The 25481-nt window shown below is 29.7% G+C and carries 25 protein-coding genes; 10 read left to right on the plus strand and 15 right to left on the minus strand.

The annotated features are described in order from the left end of the window. Nucleotides 1–65: 65 nt before the first annotated feature. The 4 genes from DUT90_RS06390 to meaB form a co-directional block, all read right to left on the minus strand. Complete coding sequence (locus tag DUT90_RS06390) at nt 66–362, minus strand: putative quinol monooxygenase (RefSeq protein WP_114426344.1); 297 nt, start codon at nt 360–362, stop codon at nt 66–68. A gap of 58 nt (nt 363–420) precedes the next feature. Then, nucleotides 421–1095 carry an NAD(P)H-dependent oxidoreductase gene (locus DUT90_RS06395; RefSeq protein WP_114426345.1) on the minus strand — a complete coding sequence of 225 codons (675 nt, stop codon included), beginning with the start codon at nt 1093–1095 and terminating at the stop codon, nt 421–423. Nucleotides 1096–1419: 324 nt separating this feature from the next. Then, nucleotides 1420–2646, minus strand: a complete 1227-nt coding sequence (locus DUT90_RS06400) for an outer membrane beta-barrel protein (RefSeq protein WP_114426346.1) — start codon at nt 2644–2646, stop codon at nt 1420–1422. A 31-nt stretch (nt 2647–2677) separates the two neighbouring features. Further along, nucleotides 2678–3745, minus strand: coding sequence for a methylmalonyl Co-A mutase-associated GTPase MeaB (gene meaB / locus DUT90_RS06405; protein WP_114426347.1), 1068 nt, complete (start codon nt 3743–3745; stop codon nt 2678–2680). Between the two features lie 93 nt (nt 3746–3838). Between meaB and DUT90_RS06410 the strand changes: the two genes are divergently transcribed. The 7 genes from DUT90_RS06410 (at nt 3839) to DUT90_RS06440 (ending at nt 9403) form a co-directional block, all read left to right on the plus strand. Beyond that, the gene (locus DUT90_RS06410; protein WP_114426348.1) at nt 3839–4396 is read left to right on the plus strand and encodes an RNA polymerase sigma factor; all 558 of its coding nucleotides are present in this window, start codon (nt 3839–3841) and stop codon (nt 4394–4396) included. After that, entirely contained in the window at nt 4380–4955 is a 576-nt protein-coding gene (locus DUT90_RS06415) for a hypothetical protein (protein ID WP_114426349.1), read from the plus strand. Before DUT90_RS06410 ends, DUT90_RS06415 begins: the two co-directional genes overlap by 17 nt. Beyond that, nucleotides 4936–6288 carry a hypothetical protein gene (locus tag DUT90_RS06420; protein ID WP_114426350.1) on the plus strand — a complete coding sequence of 451 codons (1353 nt, stop codon included), beginning with the start codon at nt 4936–4938 and terminating at the stop codon, nt 6286–6288. The genes DUT90_RS06415 and DUT90_RS06420 overlap by 20 nt, the downstream gene beginning before the upstream one ends. Nucleotides 6289–6381: 93 nt before the next feature. Further along, nucleotides 6382–7860 carry a cysteine--tRNA ligase gene (gene cysS / locus DUT90_RS06425; protein ID WP_114426351.1) on the plus strand — a complete coding sequence of 493 codons (1479 nt, stop codon included), beginning with the start codon at nt 6382–6384 and terminating at the stop codon, nt 7858–7860. A gap of 110 nt (nt 7861–7970) precedes the next feature. Beyond that, nucleotides 7971–8204: a membrane protein insertion efficiency factor YidD gene (gene yidD, locus DUT90_RS06430; protein WP_114426352.1), complete on the plus strand. Its 234-nt coding sequence runs from the start codon at nt 7971–7973 to the stop codon at nt 8202–8204. Between the two features lie 47 nt (nt 8205–8251). After that, entirely contained in the window at nt 8252–9085 is an 834-nt protein-coding gene (gene lgt / locus DUT90_RS06435) for a prolipoprotein diacylglyceryl transferase (RefSeq protein ID WP_114426353.1), read from the plus strand. A 6-nt stretch (nt 9086–9091) separates the two neighbouring features. Further along, nucleotides 9092–9403, plus strand: a complete 312-nt coding sequence (locus tag DUT90_RS06440; RefSeq protein WP_114426354.1) for a DUF6787 family protein — start codon at nt 9092–9094, stop codon at nt 9401–9403. Here the strand turns inward: DUT90_RS06440 and DUT90_RS06445 are convergent. Continuing rightward, entirely contained in the window at nt 9400–9669 is a 270-nt protein-coding gene (locus DUT90_RS06445) for a hypothetical protein (protein WP_114426355.1), read from the minus strand. The genes DUT90_RS06440 and DUT90_RS06445 overlap by 4 nt on opposite strands. 82 nt (nt 9670–9751) lie before the next feature. On the opposite strand from DUT90_RS06445, the gene DUT90_RS06450 reads away from it, so the two are divergent. Next, nucleotides 9752–10378 (plus strand): CoA pyrophosphatase, encoded by a 627-nt coding sequence (locus DUT90_RS06450; RefSeq protein ID WP_258848512.1) that lies wholly within the window; start codon nt 9752–9754, stop codon nt 10376–10378. 54 nt (nt 10379–10432) lie between these two features. Next, nucleotides 10433–11248 (plus strand): 1-acyl-sn-glycerol-3-phosphate acyltransferase, encoded by an 816-nt coding sequence (locus tag DUT90_RS06455; protein ID WP_114426356.1) that lies wholly within the window; start codon nt 10433–10435, stop codon nt 11246–11248. Nucleotides 11249–11299: 51 nt separating this feature from the next. On the opposite strand, the gene DUT90_RS06460 is transcribed toward DUT90_RS06455, so the two are convergent. The 6 genes from DUT90_RS06460 to DUT90_RS06485 all read right to left on the minus strand — a co-directional run bounded on the left by DUT90_RS06460 (nt 11300) and on the right by DUT90_RS06485 (nt 18659). After that, complete coding sequence (locus DUT90_RS06460; protein WP_114426357.1) at nt 11300–13495, minus strand: M1 family metallopeptidase; 2196 nt, start codon at nt 13493–13495, stop codon at nt 11300–11302. A gap of 129 nt (nt 13496–13624) precedes the next feature. Then, entirely contained in the window at nt 13625–15745 is a 2121-nt protein-coding gene (locus tag DUT90_RS06465; RefSeq protein WP_114426358.1) for a M1 family metallopeptidase, read from the minus strand. A gap of 61 nt (nt 15746–15806) precedes the next feature. Beyond that, on the minus strand, nt 15807–16304 hold the full coding sequence (locus DUT90_RS06470) for a DUF6702 family protein (protein ID WP_114426359.1): 498 nt from the start codon (nt 16302–16304) through the stop codon (nt 15807–15809). 29 nt (nt 16305–16333) lie between these two features. Further along, nucleotides 16334–17140, minus strand: coding sequence for a hypothetical protein (locus DUT90_RS06475; protein WP_114426360.1), 807 nt, complete (start codon nt 17138–17140; stop codon nt 16334–16336). A gap of 147 nt (nt 17141–17287) precedes the next feature. Beyond that, the gene (locus DUT90_RS06480; protein ID WP_114426361.1) at nt 17288–17746 is read right to left on the minus strand and encodes a RidA family protein; all 459 of its coding nucleotides are present in this window, start codon (nt 17744–17746) and stop codon (nt 17288–17290) included. A 28-nt stretch (nt 17747–17774) separates the two neighbouring features. Beyond that, nucleotides 17775–18659 (minus strand): RidA family protein, encoded by an 885-nt coding sequence (locus DUT90_RS06485; RefSeq protein ID WP_114426362.1) that lies wholly within the window; start codon nt 18657–18659, stop codon nt 17775–17777. A 269-nt stretch (nt 18660–18928) separates the two neighbouring features. Between DUT90_RS06485 and pepE the strand changes: the two genes are divergently transcribed. Continuing rightward, on the plus strand, nt 18929–19630 hold the full coding sequence (pepE, locus tag DUT90_RS06490) for a dipeptidase PepE (protein ID WP_114426363.1): 702 nt from the start codon (nt 18929–18931) through the stop codon (nt 19628–19630). Between the two features lie 30 nt (nt 19631–19660). Here the strand turns inward: pepE and ribB are convergent, their stop codons facing one another. The 4 genes from ribB to DUT90_RS06510 are packed head-to-tail and all read right to left on the minus strand — an operon-like array spanning nt 19661 to nt 25450. Next, on the minus strand, nt 19661–20797 hold the full coding sequence (ribB, locus tag DUT90_RS06495) for a 3,4-dihydroxy-2-butanone-4-phosphate synthase (RefSeq protein WP_114426364.1): 1137 nt from the start codon (nt 20795–20797) through the stop codon (nt 19661–19663). Next, nucleotides 20794–22248: an LptF/LptG family permease gene (locus DUT90_RS06500; protein ID WP_114426365.1), complete on the minus strand. Its 1455-nt coding sequence runs from the start codon at nt 22246–22248 to the stop codon at nt 20794–20796. Before DUT90_RS06500 ends, ribB begins: the two co-directional genes overlap by 4 nt. A 60-nt stretch (nt 22249–22308) precedes the next feature. After that, nucleotides 22309–22965, minus strand: a complete 657-nt coding sequence (locus DUT90_RS06505; protein ID WP_114426366.1) for an outer membrane lipoprotein carrier protein LolA — start codon at nt 22963–22965, stop codon at nt 22309–22311. 1 nt (nt 22966) lies between these two features. Next, complete coding sequence (locus DUT90_RS06510; RefSeq protein WP_114426367.1) at nt 22967–25450, minus strand: DNA translocase FtsK; 2484 nt, start codon at nt 25448–25450, stop codon at nt 22967–22969. Nucleotides 25451–25481: the final 31 nt, after the last annotated feature.

The raw sequence follows: 25481 nt of genomic DNA on the forward strand, positions 1-25481 counted from the left end.
TTACCAATTTATAGATTCAACTAAAATCTGTAAACCTTTTCAAATAAAAATATTACAAAATCGGTTTAACTAATAGGAGTCATTTCAAACAATTCAAAATTTTCCACCGCTCCCTCTGTAGCTTTTGAATATTCAGCCAAATGAGAATTATTCATATGTTGCTGCCATAATGCTTTAGATTCCCAGTTTTCATAAAATAAAAACAAGTTTTCGTTTTCATTATCTTGATGCAGGTCATAATTGATACAACCTTCCTCTTTTAATGTGGTTTTTATCAATTTTAACAACTCATTTTTTACCAGCTCTCTTTTTTCTGGTTTCGCTAAAATTTTTGCAACTATAGTTAATCTTTGGTGATTCATTATGTTTTTTTTGAGATTTGCAATATATAAAAAATCACCAAAGACGAACTATAAAAATTTATTTCCAAGTAACTATATCCTCTAAAGCTCTTCTAGTCTTAGGATGAGGAGGATTCTCTTTTCGATATCCAAAAGCAACCATAAAAGAAAGACCATATTTATCGGTATCAATATTAAATTTTTCTTTTAATAATGTCTCAGCTTTTTCTTGATGAAAACCTTCTATAGGGCAACTGTCAATTCCCTGTAAAGCAGCAGCAGTCATCATATTACCAAGTGCAATGTATGTTTGTTTAGAAGCCCAGTCAAATATTTTTTTATCTGTATCTAAATTAAAATCGGTTTCTTGAAATGCTTTGTAAAAATTAGAATACATTTCTATTACATCTTTTGGAAGTTGTTTTACATCCTTCATCATGTGCATAATATAATCAGCATCCCATTTGGTCATAGGAGCTTTCATACTTAAACCTAATATAAAATGGCTAGCTGTGTCAAGTTTATCTGGAGCACCCCATGCCACTGGTTTTAATAATTCACGTAGTTCTATATCTTGAACAACAACAAAATGCCAAGGTTCAAAACCAAAAGAACTAGGAGATAAGTTAGCTGTTTTTAAAATAAAATTAATATCTTTTTCTGTTAGCTTTTTATCAGCATCAAATACTTTTGTAGCGTGTCTGTAATTAAAAGCATTTAAAACTTCTTCTTTAGAAATGTTAGGTGTTTTCATATGTATAAGTTTTTTAATAAGTTTTTCTGGTTAAATTATAAAGGTAAACAAGAACAGTTGTTACGATTAAGAAATAAGTTCAAGTCATGATTGTTTGTCATTAAAAATCATTTGAACTTACATTCTTAATCGAATAAATAAAACTGTATGGTGTTGTTGTCTATTTTTTTACAAAAAATATTGAATGAAATACTATTTTCGGTATTATCAACTTATTCTAAACAATATACATCTTGCTTTTTGTAATTTTAATGGTATTCTAAGCCCCATTAAATAAAAGAGAATAAGAGTTCAAAAATACTAAATGGTTATACCTAATCATTATTAAAAAGTATATCCCAATACTAAGGCGATATTATCCAATTTTGCATTTAAAAATGAAAAATCACTAAACAGTTTTCTGTTTGAATAGTATCTTAACTCAATACCTATTTTGTTGCTGTATTGGTATCCAATACCTGTGGCAATAGGAAATGAATGAATAATTTCAGGTTTTATAAATTGCTCTGTAAATAAGAAAGCAGAAGAGTCATTTACAGCATAACTAAGAACAAACATTCCGTTTATAAAAAATTTGTTATTTGTATTTAAAAATAAATAATGTCTAACTCCTATTGCTATTTCTACTGAGCTATAATTAAAATTTTTTTGAAAAGTTTCACTTTGTTCTCCTTGAAAGTTGATTGACTGATAAGTGGGTTCAAAAATAATAGACCATTTATTTTTATTGAAGGATAAAATATGTTCTAATTCAAAACCTAATTTAAGATTGGGTTTATTATCAAAACTAAAAAAATCAAATTCTCTAACAGCAGTTTGTAACACACTTACAGAAGTATTATTTAAACCAACTTTTACAGTAAAATTAAATGCACGTCTTTTGTTTTTCTTTGTAATGTAATTAATATCTTTATTGCTACATTGGTTAAATTCTTTAAAAAACGGAACTAAATCATTTTTTGAATACCTTAAATTTTTAACATTTTTAGTATCTACACATTTAGAATCAAAGTAATTGATAATCTGTTGTCTAAAACCATTGTTTGTTTTAACGCCACCCCTAACTGGGTTTCCATCAACATACTTATATCCATAATATTGTTTATAAACCAATTGTTTTATCTCTTTAGTAGCTTTCTTTTCATAGAAAAAACGGAATAAATCTTTATTAGTATATTGATATAAATTTATATCACCTTTTAATAACAGCTTTAAAAAAATAGTTTCTGTTTTAAAATTAGGATTTCTATCTTCATCAAAAACATCAACATCAGAAGAAGATCTGTCTATATCTACGGTTCTTTTTATAAATTTTGAATCATCATAAATCCCAAACTCTACAATATTTGTAAGTTTCATGGTTTTAATCTCAGTATCAGAAGCTAATTTATAATCAATTTGAGTAGGTGTATATCTCCACCCAATATTTTTTATAAGACATTCAACTTTCTCTTTATTATTTTTAATAAAATAACCTTTTTCAAATTTAATTTGAGCAGTATTAGTTAGAGACAAAAAAAGAAAGAAAGAGATGATGAATATTTTTTTCATAGAATATTTTTTTGGACAAATATAAATATATTTATAAATCAAGCAATTTTTTTGCGGCGTTAAAGGGAGTTGTATCTCCTTTTTTTAGACTTAAAATTTCTTTTTTGAGGGCTATTTTTATTTTCGGATTGTTATAAAAATTAGACTTTAATTGCTCTTCTATGGTAGACAATAGCCAGTACTTATTTTGCTCATTTCTTTTTTCAAAAAAATAATTATTTTTTGTAACGAGTTCTAAGTATTCTAAAATCATGTTATAAACATTTGCTATACCTATGTTTTTTAAAGCGCTTGCCGTTAGTACTTTGGGTTGCCAATTGCTTTCTTTAAGAGGATATAAGTGTAATGCTCTTTTAAAAGCTATTTTAGCTATTTGAGCATTTTTTTCATTATTTCCATCAGCTTTGTTAATAACAATTGCATCAGCCATTTCTATAATACCTCGTTTTATACCTTGTAATTCGTCACCTGCACCTGTAATTTTTAACAATAGAAAAAAGTCTACCATAGAGTGTACTAAGGTTTCAGATTGACCAACACCAACAGTTTCAATCAATATGGTATCAAAACCTGCAGCTTCACATAAAATGATACTTTCACGTGTTTTTTGAGCAACCCCACCTAAAGAGTTTCCTGATGGCGAAGGCCTAATAAAAGCATTTTTATCTGTAACCAATTGTTCCATTCTAGTTTTATCACCTAAAATGGCTCCTTTGTTCATAGAGCTACTAGGGTCTACAGCCAAAACCGCCACTTTTTTACCTTGTGATGTTAAATGTTTACCAAAGGTTTCTATAAAAGTACTTTTACCTACACCAGGTACGCCAGTAATCCCTATTCTAACAGATTTATTTGCATGAGGTAAACAGGCTTCTAAAATTTTATTTGCTTTCTCTTGATGTATAGTATTTGTACTTTCTATCAGTGTAATAGCTTTACTTAAAAAAACAATATTTCCTTTTAAAATTTGTGATATAAACTCATCAACAGAAGTGTTTTTGGTTCTTTTTTGTTTTATAATTTCTGCACTCAATTTGTTGGTTGCTTCTGGTTGAGAAACCCCATCTTTTTCATGTAATGCAGAAGATTTTTTTACCATAGTAAATGTGAATTATGTAAATTTAGAAATAATATTTTATTCTTTTTTGCAACACTGTCAAAAATGTTTCGTCTATAAGACAAGAAAGTATCAATGAACGCAACCAAACAATTACATCAGCCAATCATTGAACAATGTAAAAACAATAACGCAAAAGCGCAAATGCAGTTGTATAATTTATATTGTCAAGCAATGCTAAATGTAGCTTACAGATATGTAAATGACCGTTTTTTAGCGGAAGATATAATGCAAGACGCTTTTATAAAAGCGTTTAAAAATATAAACAGTTATAAAAATGAAGTTGCTTTTGGGGCATGGTTAAAGCGCATTGTTATCAATCAAAGTATAGATGAATTAAAAAAGAAAAAGGTAATACTTACCACAATAAATGAAGAGGTTTCTATAGTTGAAACAGATGATGATTGGCAAGTGAATTCAACAATTTCTGTTGATAAAATAGTAGAGGTTATTAACAATTTAAAAGACAAATATAGATGGGTGTTAAGCTTGTATTTGCTAGAAGGGTATGATCATAAAGAAATATCTGAAATTTTAAAAATTACAGAAAATACATCTAGAACCCATTTGTTAAGAGGAAAAAAACTTTTGAAACAACAATTAAAAGACACGAATTATGAAGGAAGATATTAGAGAGAAATTAAAAAATTTTAAAGATAAAGATACAATGCTTTCTAAACAACACGCTCTAAAATTTAAAGATTTTTTAGCGCAAGAAATGCATCAACAAAAATCTAAAAAGAACCATTTAAAATGGTTGTCTATAGCGGCCTCCATAGTATTGCTTATTAGTATAGGGATTCAATGGTATCCATCAAAAAATACAGAGAAAATTACAGAATCAAAACAAAAAAACCTTACATCAAAAGAAATTACATTAGGTAATATATCTCCAGAATTTCAAACGATAGAAACGTATTACACGAACAGTATAAAATTAGAATTGAGTCAGCTAGATTTGTCTGAAGAAAATAGAGAAATTGTAGATGAATATTTATTAAAAATTTCTGAGCTCACAAAAGAATACAAATTATTAACTCAAGAGCTCAATACAAAAGGGGTTAATGATACTACTATAGATGCATTAATACGTAATTTACAATTACGCTTACAACTGTTGCAACGCTTAAAAAAGCAATTAGAACAACTTAAAAACTTAAACACACAAAATAATGAAACACAAATTATATAAACATAGTATAACTCTAATAACTATAGCTTTTTTCAATATAACCTTTGCACAGAAGTTTAACAAACAATTTACTGAAAAGTTTGATGTAAATAAAGATGTAGTAGTAGCTATAAATTCTACAAATACAGATATTAATGTATCTACATGGAACAAAAGTGAGGTACAAGTAAAGGCCTTTATAGAAATTGAAGGATTATCTAAAGAGGAATCTGAAAAATATTTTGAAAACTGGAATTTTGAAGCTTTAGGAAATAGTAAAAAAGTAAATATAACCTCTAAAGGAAATTTTAGTTTAGGGTCTAAAACAGATTTTATCTTTTTTAATGATGCAGATTTTACTTTTCCGGATATAGAGTTACCAAATGCAGATGTTATTGTTCTTCCAGAAATGAATTTTAATTTCAATTTTGACGAACTTTTAGAAGATTTAGGAGAACTTGAAGAGCATATAGGAGAAAATGGAAAGTATGATTTTACTTGGAAAATGGGAAACGATAAAATAATAATCAAAAGCAAAAAAGAATGGGAAAACTTTAAAAAAAGCAAGAAATATCAAGAATTTCAAAAAGAAATGCTTAAAAATAAAGAAAAACTAAGAAAAGAATTTATAGTATCTAAGGATAAAATGAAGCAAGAACTTGCTAAAGCCAAAATAGAATTTGCTAAAATTGATAAAGAAAAAATTAAAGAAAAATTAGCAAAAGCCCAAGCAAAGTTAAAAGAAATGAAATTTAATTTTCAAGCTAATGGTTCAGGTAAAATTATCATAGATGGTAAAGAAATTAAGATTAAAAAAAGACTAGAAATAAAAGTACCTAAAAATGCTACTTTTGATTTAAACACCCGTCATTGTAAAATAAAATTGCCAAATACAGTAGCTTTTGGAAACGTAAAATATGGTACATTTAATGCAAATGATTTAGTAGGAGGTAGGTTAACTATAGATTATTCTAAAGTAGATATCAATCATTTAAATGCCTGTACACTTTTTTTGAACAATGTAACTGATGCTAGAATAGCATCAATTACCAACACTACTATGAGTAATAATTCTTCTGGTGTGCGTGTTTTTAAAATAAATCAAAATGTAAATCTTTCAGATAAATTTGGCGAATTAACTATTGATAGCTTTCATCCTAATTTTGGTGAGTTTGTTTTAAATTTAAGTCAATCTAACGCAACAATTATTTTAGGTGATGTCTTTAGTAACTACAAATATCAGGTAAACAGAGTTAAATTAGACAACCAAAGAACAAAAAATGTTAAAAATAATACGTCAACAAATAACCTTATAAGGGTTAATGGAGATTATAGTACAATAGTTATCAAATAATAGCTATTTCTTTTACAAAATTTCTAACAATTTCCATTTCGTTATTCTTCTTAAAGTGCCTATCTTTATCCCTTGTAAATAGTCACTTATTTAATGGAACTCTACAAAGAAAATCAACTTAAAATATACAATTCACTAACAAAATCTAAAGAAGATTTTAAACCAATTACGGAAGGTTATGTGGGTATGTATGTCTGTGGACCAACAGTTTACAGCAACGCGCATTTGGGCAATGTAAGAACTTTTATGTTCTTTGATGTGGTATATAGATACCTTTTACATTTAGGGTATAAGGTACGTTATGTACGTAACATTACAGATGCAGGTCATCTAGAAAATGATGCAGATGAAGGTGAAGACAGAATTTCTAAAAAAGCACGTTTAGAACAAATAGAACCAATGGAAGTGGTTCAAATGTATACGGTAGACTTTCATAACGTCTTAAAAAATTACAATTTTTTACCACCAAGTATAGAGCCAACTGCAACAGGTCATATTGTAGAACAAATAGAAATGATTAAGGAAATCATAGAAAAAGGTTTTGCATATGAAGTAAATGGTTCTGTATATTTTGATGTTTTAGAATATAATAAAAGCAGTAATTACGGAATTCTTTCTGGGAGAAAAGTAGAAGACTTAATTCATAATACACGTGCTTTAGATGGACAATCTGATAAAAAAAATCCGCAAGATTTTGCCCTTTGGAAAAAAGCTGACGATAGACATATTATGCGTTGGCCTTCTCCTTGGTCTGATGGTTTTCCTGGGTGGCATTTAGAGTGCTCTGTAATGAGTACAAAATATTTAGGAGAAAGTTTTGACATCCATGGAGGAGGAATGGATTTGAAATTTCCGCACCACGAGTGCGAAATTGCACAATCTCAAACATGTTCTGGTGTGAAACCCGTTAATTATTGGATGCATACCAATATGTTGTTGTTAAACAGCCAAAAAATGGCAAAATCTACAGGTAATTTTATTTTACCGAATGAAATTCTTTCAGGAAATAATACAATTTTATCCAAAGCATTTTCAGCGTCTGTAGTTCGTTTCTTTAACATGCAAGCCAATTATAGAAGTATTTTAGATTTTTCTGGAGAAGCTTTAGAAGCTTCAGAAAAAGGACATTCTAAGTTAATGGAAGCGGTACATTTTTTACCAAAAATAGCAGCCGGAAAAACATCAACCTTTGATGTAAAAAACTGGAAAAAAGATTGTTATGATGCAATGAATGATGATTTTAATACACCAATTTTAATATCGCATTTATTTGAGGCTGTGAAAGTAATCAATCAAATAAAAGAACAGAAAGCTTCTTTAACAGCAGAAGATTTATCTGAGTTAACAACAACGATGCATGCATTTGTTTTTGATGTTTTAGGGTTGATGAATGAAACTACACAAGACAATTCAGGAAAAATAACAGGGGTAGTAGAGTTGTTGATTAAATTAAGAAAAGAGGCCAGAGAAAATAAAGACTGGGCATTATCAGACCAAATTAGAGACGAGTTGATTGCATTAGGAATTCAGTTAAAAGATGGCAAAGAGGGTACAACCTTTTCTATAAATTAATATGCAATTCTAGATTAGAAACTATAAATTATGTTGTTGTTAGTTCGAGCGATTTCGATATCAATCCGAAATTTTGTGAAGAACTTTTAAAGATAAAAAAGTTTAATTTTTTGAAAAAAAATATTTCATACCCATTTATTATTTTGGTTCGTTTTTATCAAACTGCAATTTCACCATTTACACCTGCAACATGCAGATACAGCCCAACATGTTCACATTATACAATAGAGGCATTGCAAAAACATGGTTTATTCTCTGGTGGATGGCTGGCTTTAAAAAGAATTTTCAGTTGTCATCCTTGGGGAGGCAGTGGTTATGATCCTGTTCCAGAAAAAAAGAAATAATAGGATTCTAAAATAGATTAGAATAATTTAAAAAAAATATTTAAAATATGAGTTTTTTAGCAATTACCTGGGATCCTTCCTTAGGAATAGATTTAGGTTTTTTTGTAATAAGATGGTATAGCTTAATGTTTGTAGGCGCTTTTTTATTGGGTTTACGTTTGATGAAAAAAATATATATAGAAGACAACATATCTGTAGAAAAATTAGATGTTATTTTTATGTACGTATTTGTTTCTATGCTTATAGGAATGCGTTTGGGCGATGTGTTTTTTTACAGTTGGGATTATTACCAACACAATTTATTAGAAATATTTATACCATTTAAACAAGTAAACGGCACCTGGAAGTTTACGGGGTTTACAGGTTTTGCAAGTCACGGAGCGGCAATAGCTATTCCTATAGCAATGTATTTTTATGCCAAAAAGCATTTACAAAAACCATGGCTTTTTATTTTAGATAGATTGGCTATAATGGTAGCCTTAGCAGGTTTTTTCATTAGGTTTGGTAACTTTTTTAACTCAGAAATATATGGTAAAGAAACGGGTTCTAACTTTGGGGTAATTTTTAAAGCAGCTGGAGAAACTACAGCGAGACACCCTACACAATTGTATGAAGCATTTAGTTACCTAGTTTTATTTTTTGTAATGTGGTACTTGTACTGGAAAACAGATAAAAAACAACAAACAGGATTTTTATTTGGTTTGTTTATGGTAGTGTTGTGGTCTTTACGATTTATAATAGAGTTTTTAAAAGAGCCACAAGTGCAACAACGTGGCGAAGAGTGGTTTTTTAGTCCGTTAAATACAGGGCAAGTATTAAGTATACCATTGATTATTATCGGTTTGTGGTTAATGTTTAGACAAACTAAAAAAAGAGTTTAATTACTTATGGAAAAATTGAAAGAACGCTGGGGTATTCAAAGTAACTGGTCCATCGCAGCAATTTTAATTGTGTTTGCAATAAATGGATCGTTTGCAGCATGGGTTGCAAAACCTATTACAAATATACTGGGTCTATCACCAGAAACTATTAATCCGTGGCTCTATTGGCCTTTAAGAATTTTACTAATTTTTCCCATTTATCAGTTAACTCTTCCTATTGTAGGATGGTGTTTAGGACAATTTAAGTTTTTTTGGGAGTTTGAAAAGAAATTTTTAAGTAGGTTAGGTTTAGGGTTCTTATTTAAAAAAGAAAATTAAGCTTCAACAATGGTATCTACTTTCTCTTTGTTGATGATATAGGAATAAACCCACATAATAGTAAAGGTGGGTACAATATCTGAAAACGGAATTATTTCTTCTACAAAGCTTAAAATACCAGCAATTTTACCTTCTTTGCTCTTATACATTTTAGTCATAATATAAGCAGAAGCTGGCGCCCAAACCACATCAAAAAAAGGGATAGGAATTAAACCGATAGCATCTAAAATTAGACTTAAAATTAACTTTTTGTATTTTGTACTCATATGATGTTTTATCTTATTAAATTCGTATCAAAACCAACAAGTATAGGTGATTTGATATATTTGATAAAAATAAATTTTTCTTGTGAATTTCAATAATTTTAAACAAAGAATTCAGCAATTTCAAAAAATCACTTTAGGTGGTTTAGATGCACAATTTAAAATGGCTCCAAAATTACGTTTAAAATATGATCCAGAACAACTAAGTGCTAATAATCCAAAAAGGGCTGCTGTTTTAGCTTTATTTTATCCTAATGATAAAAACGAAACTACTTTTTTATTGACACAAAGAGCTAGTTATAAAGGAACGCATTCTGCTCAAATTAGTTTTCCAGGAGGAAAAATTGAACAAATAGATACAAGTTTACAAGAAACCGCATTACGAGAAACTTTTGAAGAGGTAGGTATTCATCCAGATTCTATATCTGTTTTTAGAGAATTGACAGATGTTTATATTCCGCCTAGTAATTTTTTAGCCACTCCTTTTCTGGGTTTTTCAGTAAAAAGACCTAACTTTACTACAAACCATGAGGTAGAAAAACTGATAGAAGTTTTGTTGTCAGATTTATTAAATGACAGTAGTTTAACTACCGTAATTATGAATACTTCATATATGAAAAATGCAGAAGTCCCCTGTTTTAAATTCAACAATTACGTTGTTTGGGGTGCTACCGCAATGATGTTGTCAGAAATAAAAGAGCTAATCTCATGAAACTATTTTAATAGTTTTGTAAATTAGCCCACTAACCCAATAAAAGTATCTTAAATGCCCTTATTTAAAAGGAACCCTTTTGGTCATTATTTATTTATAAAAAAATGGCTTATACGAATATTAGGAATCGTATCTCATAGTAGGTATAGAAGTTTTAATAGTTTGCAGATAGAAGGCTCTGAAATCCTTCGCAATCTACCAGATAAACAAGTACTTTTTATCTCTAATCATCAAACTTATTTTGCAGATGTAGCGGCAATGTATCATGTTTTTAATGCAGCACTTAGTGGTAGAGATGATACCATAAAAAATATCGGTTACATTTGGAAACCTAAATTAAATGCATATTATGTAGCAGCAGGAGAAACAATGCGAGCTGGCTTACTACCTAAAATTTTTGCCTATGTAGGCTCTGTATCTATTGATAGAACTTGGAGGGCTGCCGGAAAAAATGTGAATAGACAAGTAAAGAATTCTGACATATCAAATATAGGAAAAGCAATTAATGATGGATGGGTTATTACTTTTCCACAAGGAACTACGACACCATTTAAACCTATTAGAAGAGGTACAGCACATATTATTAAAACCTATAAACCTGTTGTAGTACCTATTGTAATTGATGGTTTTAGACGTTCTTTTGATAAAAAAGGACTTCGTATTAAAAGAAAGAATGTATTGCAATCTATGGTTATAAAAGAGCCCTTAGAGATTGATTATGATAATGAAGAAATTGCTGATATAGTAACAAAGATAGAATATGCTATAGAACAGCATCCTTCTTTTTTAAAAGTACTTTCTCCTAAAGAGGCTGAAGAGTATGTAAAAGAAGAGGTGGAGTTGAATAAAAAACGTGAATTTTGGAGTTAAAAAAAACCTCGTTAAAAACGAGGTTTTTTTAGTTTAAATACAGTATAAAGTTTATTCTTTTACCTTGTTTTTAAAGTCTTCAAAAGCATTGGTTTCTTTTTTAGGCCAGCTATTGTTAGAGGTATCTACATCTGCAGTTTCCAAATCTGGATCTACTGTAATGTTTACAATTTCTTTTGTAGAAGAAAATACTCTTTTTACAGTTTCATCATTCTTCATCCAAATTTGAGCAGGAAAAGTTTCTCTTTCTTTAGTACCATCAGCATAAGTTAACTCAACAATTATAGGCATAACTAAACCACCTGGTTTTTCAAATTCTACAGAATATATGTAAGAAGGTATTTCTTTACCATTAGCATATTTGTCCATTGCTTTTGCATTAGCATCTTCTTTTTTGTCGGTAATAAAAACTAAATCTCCAAGACTTTCAAAATATTGAGCATATTGTTCTTTTAATTTCACAACACGTTCGCTAGGTTTGTCTGTTAAGTACAAAGGTTTTACTTCTTTTATACCAATATCTGTAACATCTGTAGTATAAAACCAACCTCTCCAAAACCAGTCTAAATCCATACCAGAAGCATCTTCCATACTTCTAAAAAAATCTGCGGGTGTTGGGTGTTTAAACATCCATCTTTGAGAGTATGTTCTAAAAGCATAATCAAACAATTCTGGTCCCATAATGGTTTTGCGCAACATGTATAAACCAGCAGCTGGTTTCGTATACGCATTAGGTCCAAATTGCTTTACATAGTCTCCTTGAGACATAATTGGAGACAAATTGTTTTGATCACCTCCCATATAACGTACAATTCCTTTAGGTAACCCTCTTAATGGGTGATTAGGGTCATAATCTTCTTCTGCCAACATTTCTACAAAAGAGTTTAAACCTTCATCCATCCAAGTCCATTGTCTTTCATCAGAATTTACTATCATAGGAAAAAAATTGTGACCAACTTCATGCGTAATTACGCCAATCATTCCATATTTTACCCTATCAGAGTAGGTGCCATCTTCATTTGGACGACCATAGTTGAAACAAATCATAGGGTACTCCATTCCTTGATTTTTGGCATGTACAGAAACTGCTTTTGGGTAAGGATAATCAAAAGTAATTTTAGAATATTCTTCTAAAGTATTTGCCACTACTCTTGTAGAGTGTTCTTCCCATAAAGGGTTTCCTTCTTTTGGGTATAAAGACGTTGCCATAATTGTTTTGCCGTTAATGTTAACAGCCATGGCATCCCAAATGTATTTTCTAGAGGTAGCAAAGGCAAAATCTCTAACCATATTGGCTTTATAATGCCATGTTTTGTTTTTTGTGGCACGTCCTTTTTCGTTCTTTTCTGCTTCTTCTTGTGTAACAATCATTACAGGATCTTTAAAAGAAGTAGTTGCTTTTTCATAGCGCTTACGTTGTTCTTTAGTTAAAACGTCTTTAGGGTTTTGTAAATCTCCTGTAGCTTCCATAATATGGTCTGCAGGAACTGTAATTTTAACATCATAATCTCCAAACTCTAAAGCCCATTCAGAACGTCCCCAAAACTGCATGTTTTGCCAGCCTTCTACATTATTATACACAGCTAATCTAGGAAAAAACTGAGCAATTGTATAGTTGTTATTTCCATCAGGAAAATCTTCAAAACCAGATCTACCACCATCTTTTACAGAGTTATTTATTTTATAATTCCATTTGATACTAAACTCGTATGTTTCTCCAGAAGCCAATGGCTTAGGTAAATCAATACGCATCATAGTTCTGTTAATTAAGAATTTTACAGGCTTTCCGTTAGAAGAAATTTTTTCTATATTAAAACCAAACCCCTTGCTTTCTTTCATATAGGTACTTTTAAAATCACTTGGTGTTATCCAAGCAGAAGCACCAGTAGATTTCGCTAAAGGTGTTTTAGAGTCATCAGCTCTCATATTTTGGTCTAGTTGTACCCATAGATATTCTAAAGCATCTTTAGAGTTATTGTGGTAAGTGATATCTTCGTCTCCATAAATTTTATTTGTACTTTCATCTAATCTAATACTCATCTTATAATCAACCTTTTGTTGTGTATATTGATGACCAGGAGCACCAGATGCTGTTCTTTGATCGTTTGGTGTAGCCAAAACATCTTTCATTTGCCTGAATTTGTTTTGATCTGTATGTCCTTTTTGAGTTCCTTGTTGCTCTTTTTCTTGAGCATAAGAAACTAATGTCAAAGTTAATGACATTGCTAACAGAATGAGTTTTCTCATATATTAATTGAATTTAAGTTGTACTCAAAACTACTAAGATTTTCTTAAATACCCTTTAAATTTAACAAACCTTTATAAAAAAAGCAGCACTTTATAAAGTGCTGCTTGTACAAGTTATTACGTTATATTTTAACCTTTTACTTTTTGTTTGAATTTTTCAAACTTATTTTTTGTTTGCCTTGGATAGCTGTTGTTAGAAGTATCTACATCTGCTGTTTCTAAATCAGGATCTATGGTAATAGATTCTATTTGTTTGTTAGAAGAGAACACTTTTGTAACCTCTTTATCATTATACCTCCAAATTTCTGCTGGATACTGTTTTCTTTCTTTGGTACCGTCTTTATAGGTAAATTCTACAATAATAGGCATTACCAAACCACCTGGTTTTTCATAAGTAATTTCATAATGGTATTTGTCTTGTTTTTTTGAAAAACCTAATCCTTTAGATGTATCTTGAACAAAATCTACTATTTGATCCCCTTTTTTTGCAGAGAATTTTTTTACGTTTTTTATACCAATATCGGTAACATCTGTGGTATAAAACCATCCTCTCCAAAACCAATCTAGGTCTACACCAGATGCATCTTCCATAGTTCTAAAAAAGTCTGCAGGAGTAGGGTGTTTAAATTTCCATCTTTGAGCATAGGTTTTAAATGCATGGTCAAAAAGTTCTTTACCCATAATAGTATTTCTTAAAATATACAGCGCTGTAGCTGGTTTACCATAAGCATTGTAACCAAAACTATACACGTTGTCTCCTTTAGACATAATAGGTGCTATTTTAGATTGATCTCCACTCATATAAGGCACGATATTTTTAGGCAATCCTCTTGTTATTGGAAAATTAGGGTCGTAATCCCACTCCGCTAACATTTCTAAATAAGAGTTTAGACCTTCATCCATCCATGTCCATTGTCTTTCATCAGAATTTACAATCATAGGAAAATAGTTGTGACCAACTTCATGAATAGTAACTTTAATCATTCTGTATTTTACTCTGTCTGAATACGTTCCGTCAGGATTTGGCCTTCCTGGATTAAAACAAATCTGTGGGTATTCCATTCCCATTTGCCCATCAACAGAAATTGCTTTGTGGTAAGGATAATCAAAAGTATATTTAGAATATGTTTTTAATGTTTGTGCTACAGCTCTTGTAGAATGATCTCCATACAACGGGTTTGCTTCTTTAGGGTATAAAGAATATGCCATTACTGTTTTACCATTAATGTCTACTGCCATACCATCTAAAATAAATTTTCTAGATGTAGCAAACGCATAATCTCTTACATTTTTAGCTTTAAATTTCCAAGTTTTGGTTTTAGTAGCTTTAGATTTTTCTATTTTTTCTGCTTCTTTTTGGGTTCTTATAATTACAGGGTTGTCAAATGTTTTTTTAGCCTCCTCTAATTTTTTTAATTCTTTTTTAGAATATACTTCTTTTTCATTTTGTAAAACACCAGTTGCGCCTAACATATGGTCTTCTGGAACGGTAATGTTTACTTCAAAATCTCCGAATTCTAAAGCAAATTCACTTCTTCCCCAAAATTGATCGTTTTGCCATCCTTCTACATTATCATACACACACATTCTTGGATAAAACTGAGCAATTACATAATTGTTATTTCCGTTTTCTTCAAAATGTTCAAAACCAGATCTACCTCCTTGAGTTCTATGATTGTTAATATTATACCACCAAGAAATGTTAAATGAAAATGTTTTTCCAGGAGCTAAAGGTTCTGGCAGATTAATACGCATCATCGTTTGGTTTATAGTGTACGACAATTTACTATCATCTGTATTGGTTACACTCATGATATTAAAACCTCCATCAAATTTTTCTTCAGGGAAAGACCTATCATAACCTCTTTTACTTATTTTCTTAGGAATCTTATTGGGCTGAATATCTGGAGTTTTAGAATCTGAAGCTCTCATATTTTGGTCTAATTGAACCCATAAATAAGCCAACTCATCTTTAGAGTTGTTATAGTATTTAATGGTTTCATTACCAGTTATTTTTTGAGAATTATCATCTAAAACAATATCCATTTTATAATCAACTTGTTGCTGAGTGTAATTTACACCAGGAGCACCAGAAGCAGTTCTTTGACTATTAGGAGTTGCTAGTTCTTGCTTTAGTTGTCTAAATTTATTTTGGTTTGTATGCCCTTGTTTTGTGATATTTTTATCTTGCGCAGTTAGAGTAGCATTTATAAAAATAAACGAAAGCAAAAAGAGTGTTATTTTTTTCATTTTAAACATGTTTGAATTGATTAGCAAATTAAGGATAAGAAACCAAAACAGTTAAAAACAGTTAAAATTTTAACAAACCTTTATCAGTTTTGGCAGATAAGAGAATACTTTTGTGTTTTTTGTTTGCTTTAGACTTTACTAAGTTTTGTTGTTCAGGAAAATGATGGGTTAAAATTTTGTTTTCAATTTCTATAGTGTCAACATTATTTATATTTTCAATTTCTAAATAGAAGAAAACCAAATCTCCATCGTATTCTTTACCAATATAATTAAAATTTACAGGTGTTGTATTGATTTTAAAATGAAGTTTTTCTTTAAGATATTTCTTAAAATAAATATCATTATTTAAAAGTTCTTTGCTTGTTGTTAGCTGCAAGTCTATGTTAAAGTCTTTATTCAAAGCTGTTTCTATATCATCCATAAAAACATTAATTGTTATTTGAATTGATTTAGACTCACTTTTATATTCTATTTGAGTTAAGCTTAAATAGTATTTGTGTGCTGTAAAAGAGAGTAGGGGTAATAGCAATATAATTACCAATACTTTTTTAAATTTCATATGAGATTGATATCATTTATTGAGCCAAATTACTCTTTTTTGATGATTTGTAGATACTCAACACTTTCTTCTTTTAATATTTTAATAATTTCTAGCGTTTTGTTTTTTCTATGAAGTTCCTCTATTCCTAGTGGATTACAGTACTCTAAGAAATGGTAGTACTTATCAACAGGTATCTTAAGGTCTACAAAGAAAAATTTTTCTCCTAATTCAGACATTATCTCATAAGGAAACTGTTTTTTACGTTCTAATTCCCTTCTTAAAGCCCACAAACGTTCAGAATCTTTAAACGGTATTCCAACACCAACACCACCTCCTGCCATAGGCATTGCTCCTTGCATCGTATTTACAATAGGTGGTTTTGCTCTATCAACAGCATCAGTCTTATAGTTACCGTTTTCTATATCTACTTTAGAAAAATCTAAATTTGCTTTTAAGATAGAATCTCTTTTGTCTACAGGAACATCTTTTATATCAATACCTAAACGCCCTAAAAGTTCATTTCTTCTTAAATCAAATTCATCTAAAACGTACGTATTTAATTTTAGTTTTATGATAATTTTTTTATCTGTAATAATTTGTTGATTTACAGAAATATTTTTGGTAATATGCTGTACAGATGAGATGCTTAAAGTGTCTCCTAAAGTAACATATATTTGAAAATTACCATTATCAGAGGAAAATGTACCAAGATTATTTTTTAAGTTGATAATGTGCGCATTTGCCACAGTTTTAACAGAATCTAAAACCTTACCCTTTATTAAAAATCTATTGTCTTGGGCTATAGCAGTTAACGAATATGCTGTTAAAAAAAGTAAAATTAATTTCTTTCTCATTAGGTATTAAAATCTGGTTACTTAACAAATGTCGTTCTATTACTTTAAAAAAACTATTAAGTACCTTTTAAACTTATGTTAATTAGTCCTCAATAACGTATTCATAAAAAAAATCGATGTATTTAAGTCATAAGTTACAAAAAAATATTATTTAGCTGCAACACCCTCAATCTCTAAAAGCCATTGTTCATTATAAATTCCTGTAATGATAATGGTTAATGCAGGACTTAAATCTTTTAAAATTTCTCTTCTTACCTTACCGTTAGTTTGTCTGTATTTTCTATCAGATAAAAATATGGTAACCTTAACGAGGTTTTTTAACTCCATATTAGCTTTATCTAATTGTTTTATTAAATTAGCCCAAGCATACCTACATTGTTCTTCAAAAGAGTTATGAGTAGGTAACTTACCTTTTTCATCTAAAGGTATTTGGCCACTGATAAACAGTAATTCTTTATAGTCTGATATTTTTACAGACTGAGAATAGGATGCTCCTGTTTTGTCAATTTCTTCTTTCTTGATTGAGTTTTGAGAAAATATTTGATTACTATATATTGTTAGAATTAGAATTCCTAAACAATAAGTTTTTTTAGTATTGAAACTCATTAATTAGTATTGAAACTATTTTGTTTTTTTATTTAATTACTATTGCTGTTCCTGATAATTCAATTTTTTTATCTTTACTGTACAGTGAAGAAATTCCAATAAATACATTTGGAGGCATTTTTAGATCACCATAAAGTTTTTCACGAACTCTAAAAAACATCTTTAAGTCCTTATTTGGGTCATAATCTACAATGTATATTTTCATTTCTACCAAATCAGAGAAAGAAGCGTTAGCCTGAGCTAATCTTTTTTCTATTGCTTTGTACGCTGTTTCTAGTTGTTTTTCTTTAGTGTTTCCTGTACCAACCTGACCAGCTATATATATAGTTTTAAAGTTTTCATGTTCAACAGATATAACATTAGTTAACGCTGTAATTGGATCGATATATTCTTTGGTAATCTTTTCAGCTTTTAATTTAGTATAGTTTGTTGTAGAAGCTGGTAAAAGTATATCTTCAAAGTATTTTTTCCATTTTTCGTTTACGAGAGATTCTCCATATTCATGAAATTCTCCATTCACTGTTTTTTCAAAAATCAATCTATTTTTTTCATTAAAATAAACAATAAATTTATTGTCTTGTAATTTTCCTTTGTATTTACCTCCACCTGTTTTAGTATATGGTTGATAATAATAACACTTATCTTTTATACTGTAGGTTATGAGTGTATGTATTTGAATATTTGCAGATACTACATCTAGAGTTAATATATTTCCATCCATGATATAGTTTACACTTTCTCTAACTTTTACTTGAGTAGTATCTTTTACAGTAAAAGAACTAGATATTCCTGACCAATTTCCCATTAAGAAAGATAGTTTAGCTAACTCTTTTTTTTCTGTTTCTTGTGCTAAAACATAGTTAGAAATTAGAAGTAATAAGGCAGTTGATAGTATCGTTTTTATTTTTTTCATTTTATAAATATTATATTATACTTGTAAACAGTTTTGGTGTGATTTTATAGTTCTATTACATTACAAATGTCGTCTTATTGGTTCCTAAAAAGTTATGACTTCTTTTAAACTTATGTTAAATAAAAAATTGAGTTTTAATGTTTTTATATAAGAGTAAATAACTAATATTTTTAAAAATTATCTTCACGATATCAGAAAATTTGTCATTTTATAAAAATCTACTTTCCTAAATAAAACTATTTTAATTTAAAAAATATATTTTTGATTATATGAAACAAATGATTATAGCAAGCTCTTCAACTATTTATGGATCTGGTTTTTTAACTTATTTAAAACCGGAGTTGGAGTTTTTTTTGAAAAATGTAAATGAGTTGGTATTTATCCCTTATGCAAGACCAAGTGGAATTTCTTATGATGATTATACATTAATAACTCAGAAAGCGTTTGAAGATTTATGTATAACTGTAAAAGGAATTCATGAATTTAAAAACCCTAGAGAAGCTCTAAAAAATACACAAGCTATATTTACTGGTGGAGGAAATACCTTTGAATTGGTAAATCAATTGTACAAAAATAATGTTTTAGAAACGTTACGTGAAGTAATTGAAAATGGAACACCGTACATAGGTACAAGTGCAGGAAGCAACATTTGTGGTGTTTCTATGATGAATACTAATGATATGCCAGTGGTTTATCCTCCAAGTTTTAATACTATGGGCTGTATACCGTTTAATATTAATGCACATTATTTTGATTCTTTAGAAGGTTCTAAACATATGGGAGAAACTAGAGAAACCAGAATCAAAGAATTCCATATATTTAATGATACTCCTGTTTTAGGATTACGAGAAGGAAGTTGGTTAGCGGTAAATGGTGATACAATCAAACTTAAAGGCAAACATACTGCACGGTTATTTCAAAAGGATAAAATTCCTGTGGAATTAGAAAATGAGCGTATACTTCATTTTTAAAACATTCAAATGTTTTTTATTTGTAATGATTTAATACCCAATATAATCCACAATTTCTAAACCATAACCAATAATACCCACGCGTTTTGTCTGTTGTGAATTTGTAATTAGTTTTAATTTGCTTATGTTTAAATCATGTAGTATTTGTGCACCAATACCAAAATCTTTATTATCCATTTTAATTTTTGGAGCTTTAATATGTCCTTTTTCTTGATTCTTTTTTAAAATAGACAATCTGCTTAACAGGTTTTGAGATTGATGTTGTTGATTTACAAAAATAATGGCTCCTTTACCAGCATCATTAATAACTTGAAACATGAGATCTAACTTTTTGTCGGCATCGTTTGTAAGTGTTCCTAAGATATCATTATTTACAGAGGTAGAATTAACACGAGTTAGTATGGCTTCATTTTTAGTCCAAGAACCTTTGGTCAATGCAATATGAATTTGATTGTTTGTGGTTTGTTGGTATGCTCTAAGTCTAAACTCTCCAAATCTAGTTTTGATGTCAAAATCTTCTTTAATTTCAATTAAAGAATCGTGCTCCATTCTATAAGCTACTAAATCTTCTATAGAAACAATTTTAATGTCAAATTTTTTAGCCACCACTAACAACTCTGGTAGGCGAGCCATACTACCATCTTCATTCATTATTTCAACAATAACACCTGCTGGCTCTAAACCTGCCAAACGTGCAAAATCTATTGCTGCTTCTGTATGACCAGTTCTTCTTAGTACACCGCCTTCTTTAGCTCTTAAAGGAAAAATATGACCAGGTCTTGCTAAATCAAAAGGTTTTGTACTTTTATCTATTAAAGATTTTATAGTTAATGCTCTATCTGATGCAGAAATACCAGTAGTAACTCCTTTACCACGTAAATCTATAGAAACTGTAAATGCGGTTTCCATAGGGTCTGTATTGTTGTTTACCATCATTCCTAACTCTAATTCTTTACAACGAGTTTCTGTTAAGGGAGCACAAATTAATCCACGACCATGAGTAGCCATAAAATTAATCATCTCAGGAGTTACTTTTTCTGCGGCTGCTAAAAAATCTCCTTCATTTTCTCTATTTTCATCATCAACAACAATAATAACTTTACCATTTCTAATATCTTCTATAGCAGCTTCTATGGTGTTTAACTGTATTTTTGATTTTGTAGTCATAATTTTGATGCTTCTTTTTTTGAAAATATTTTTTTAAAGAAATTGGTAATTGGAAGAATAAAACTATCTGTATTAAAAATTCCTTTGTCTCTTGTAGCTCTTCGTGTTAGTAAAACACCTAAAGGAACCATAATAATTGCAGAAATCCAAGAACCCAAAAATGCAGATACCGAGCTTTCTTCTGCTAAATTTTTACCAAAAGTATTGGCAAAAAAGTAAATTACGTAAACAGCTATAGCTAGTATCATTGGCAATCCAAAACCTCCTTTTCGTATGATAGATCCTAGTGGGGCACCTATAAAAAATAAGATAACACAAGATAAAGAAAAGGCTATTCTGTTGTAATATTCTGTATCAAATAGGTTTAAGACCTTTCTCTTAAACTTCATGTTTTTCATATTGTTTCTAACAGAACTTAAAGATCTACTTGCTTTGGTATCTGCAGAATTTAGAACAGCAATTTTTTCTGTAAGCGCAAAATTTTCTAAGATGTCTGAGTTTATATTTTTTGCTTTTAATGAATCTGGGTATTTATATAAATCTTTAGCAAGTGTACTTGAGTAAAGGTTTTTAGATTTTGCTTCTAATAACTCGTCATAGCTTAGTTTTAATTCTGGTATAGTGTCTCCCAACTGTTTTAAACTAAGCATCATATTGTTTTTGGTGTATCTTGTTTCGTCTAAACCTTGATCACCTGAAATACTAGAAATATCTATATTAAATTCATATTCATCAAAAGTGGCGCTGGAAGCTGCCATCTTTTTACGTTTTATTTGCGTTGTTGCAGATTTGTAGTGTTCTTCATAATAATAACCATCATAGAGTATAAAAGTCATATAACGGCTTCCTTCTTCAGATAAAATTTTACCTCTTTCTGCAGTGATTACTTTTTGATTTCCGTTTTTTGATGTTAAATCATATATTAACACCTTTTTTAGAAGATTTTCTTCTTCACCATACTTTTCTTCAAATTTAATTTGGTAACCAGGTAAATCACTATTAAAACTACCAGCAACTAGAGCTAAAGCAGGCTTTTTCTTTTTAATATTTATGTACAAGTTTTTTTGTTTTAACACCGCGTAAGGATATACGTTGTTTAAAAACAGAAAGTTAACTGCACTTAGAAGAAATGCCAATACTATTAAAGGTCTTACCAAACGCTGTAAAGAGATTCCTGCAGATTTTGCGGCAGCAAACTCATAATTTTCACCTAGATTACCAAGGGCCATTATAGATGAAAGTAAAACACCTATAGGTAAGGCTTGAGGTGTTATAATTAGTGTTGTGTAATATAGAAATTTTAAGATAAAAGAAAAGCTAATACCTTTGCCGGCAATGCTTTCAAAAGTTTGCCAAAGTACTTGCATTACCAGTACAAAAAGTACAATAAAAAATGTAGCTACAAAGGGAACTAGAAAGGTTTTTAAGATGTATTTATCTAAAATTTTCATTAAGGCAAAAGTAACTTCTTAAACCCAAAAATGCTACTAATTTTCTGTTAATTGAAAAAGTTAATCAATTGTGTAGTTTTGACTTTTGTATTTTTCCATATCAAAATTGAAAAAATTACTAGGCAACGATTGATTTTTTTTAAATTGATTTATTGTAAATGTTGTTTTAGAGCCATTATTACCCGTTTGTACTAAGTTATAGATATGCTTTGTTTTTGCGTCTATACCTAGCTTTACATTGACAATTTCAGAATTACTATCAATAGGAATAAGAGTTACAAACTGAATTTTTTTACCGTTAATGGTTTGTATGGTACCCATTTCAAAATTGTAGCCTTCTTTATAAAAACTTAGCAATTTTGATGGGTATATAAAACCATCGTCACTATCCATGTTTCCTTCTGTAATAGCAATTTCTTTTTCATCATGATTTACAATATATAAGTTAGCACCATCAAAAATAAAATTGTTTCCAAGGTAGTTTAAATTGTATTTTTCTCCTTGCATGGTAATCTCTCCACGAATAGGTGGTTCATCTCCTTCTTTTATTCCTGCTTCTTCATTAGTTAAAGTTTGGCTAAAGCCAATAAACATATTATTGTAAGCTCCCATTTTAGAAGAAACTTCATCTAATAAAGATTTAGCTTCTGCAGTATTTTGAGAAAAAGCTGCGATAGATGTACATAAACTTAAAAATAAAATGCTAATTTTTTTCATACTACGTGTTCTTTTCGTTTTCTAATAATTGTTCTAAAGCTATTAAATCTGAAACTAAAACTTGTCTTGCTTTACTACCTTCAAAACCACCAACAATGCCAGCAGCTTCTAATTGATCTATTAATCTACCAGCTCTATTGTATCCTAATTTTAATTTTCTTTGTAAAAGAGAAGCAGAACCTTGTTGTGCAGTAACAATTACTTCTGCTGCTTCTTTAAATAATTTATCTCTGTCTGCAATATCAACATCAATACTTGTGCCACTTTCGTCATCTACATATTCAGGCAGTTGATAAGCTTCTGCATAGGCTTTTTGAGATCCTATAAAGTCTGTTATTTTTTCAACTTCTGGGGTATCAACAAAGGCACACTGAATTCTTGTAATATCGTTTCCACCAGAATATAATAAATCTCCGCGACCTATAAGTTGGTCTGCACCAGGAGCATCTAAAATAGTTCTAGAATCTATTTTAGAAGTAACTCTAAATGCAATTCTAGAAGGAAAGTTTGCTTTTATAATCCCTGTAATTACATTTACAGAAGGTCTTTGTGTAGCTACAATTAAATGAATACCAATAGCTCTAGCTAATTGTGCTAAACGTGCAATTGGAGTTTCTACTTCTTTTCCAGCAGTCATAATTAAATCTGCAAATTCATCAATAACCAATACAATATAAGGTAAAAATTGATGTCCGTCATTGGGGTTTAGTTTACGCTTTTTAAATTTGGCATTGTATTCTTTAATGTTTCTAACCATTGCCGCTTTTAACAAATCGTAACGATTATCCATCTCTATACATAAAGAATTTAGTGTAGCTACAACCTTAGAAGTATCTGTAATGATAGCCTCTTCTGTATCAGGCAGTTTTGCTAGGTAATGACGTTCTATTTTATTAAATAACGTTAATTCTACCTTTTTAGGATCTACCAAAATAAATTTAACTTCAGCTGGATGTTTTTTGTATAAGAGTGATGTTAAAACGGCGTTTAACCCTACAGATTTTCCTTGCCCTGTAGCACCAGCCATAAGCAAATGGGGCATTTTAGCAAGATCTACAACAAATGTTTCGTTAGAGATTGTTTTACCTAGAGCTATGGGAAGCTCCATTGTAGATTGCTGAAATTTCTTTGATGAAATTGCAGAATGCATAGAAACAATTGTAGATTTTTTATTTGGTACCTCTATACCAATTGTTCCTTTACCAGGAATAGGAGCTATAATACGAATACCTAAAGCAGATAAAGACAATGCAATATCATCTTCTAAATTTTTGATTTTAGAAATTCGTATACCAGCTTCTGGTACAATTTCATAAAGCGTTATTGTAGGCCCAACAGTTGCTTTTATTTCTGAAATACCAATCTTATAATTATTAAGCGTTTCAACAATTCTATTTTTGTTAGCTTCTAACTCCTCTGGGTCTATAGAAATACTTTCGTTATATTGTTTTAAGAGATTAAATGTTGGAAATTTAAAATTAGACAATTCTAAAGTAGGATCAAATTCTCCAAAATCTTTTACTATTTTATCAGCTAAATTTTCAGTTGAGTGCTCTTCTTCTGCAACTTGTTCTACATCAATTTCAACAGGTTTGTTAGTTTCTTTTTCTACTTCTTCTATAGCAGTTTTTAAAATAGGCTCTTTGTTGTCTTCTACTGTTAGTGTAACTTCTTCTTTAGGTTCGGTTACATCTGAATGTTTGGTAATTGTAGGTTGAAGATTTTCTAAAGAAAGTTCAAATTCTGATTTTTGTGTTTTATGATTAGATAATGTAATAGTTTTGTTAGTGTTTTCTTTAATTTCTTCAATAGAATTGACTATAGTTTTGTCTTCTTCAGTTTTGTTCTCTTGTTTTTCTGCAATCTCTCTGGCTTTTCTTTGCGCTCTTTTCGTTTTTAATTTTTCTATGTAAGCATCAAAAGTAACCTTGTAACGAACAACTATATAGGTAATAAATAAAAAAATTAAAGCAATTACTAAACCTGTTTTACCTATAAAAGCTTGCAAAAAATTATTAATTTCATAGCCTATTGTACCTGGTAAAAGTGCATATTTATGAGCGGAAAAACCTAAGGATATAGAAAGCCAAAGTGTTACTAATAAACTCCAGTTCCAAGATAGTATAATTTTAGAAAATTTCTTTTTTAGTAAAATGTAAGCACCTGTTAAAAAAAATTGAAATGCTATTAAAAAAGCACTAATTCCTACACATTTGTATATAAAAAAGTGACTTAAGTTTGCACCAATTTTACCTAACAAATTTTTGCTTTTAACAGTTTTATCTAATAATTGATTAAGTGTGCTTTGGTCTTCTTGCCAGTTAAAAAAGAAAGAAATAAAAGCAATACATAAAAATGCAGCAAATAAAATAAGAAAAACTCCTAAAACTGTTTGTGTTTGCCTTGATTTTAAAAAAGTGAAAATATTCGGTTTACTATCCGAAGAATTGATCACTTTTTTTGTGCTTGTTTTCTTTTTAGCCATTAAAGTTGTTAGTAAATTTTAGCAGTAAATA

This window comes from Polaribacter sp. WD7 (genome assembly GCF_003335085.1).
In the GTDB taxonomy this organism is placed as follows: domain Bacteria; phylum Bacteroidota; class Bacteroidia; order Flavobacteriales; family Flavobacteriaceae; genus Polaribacter.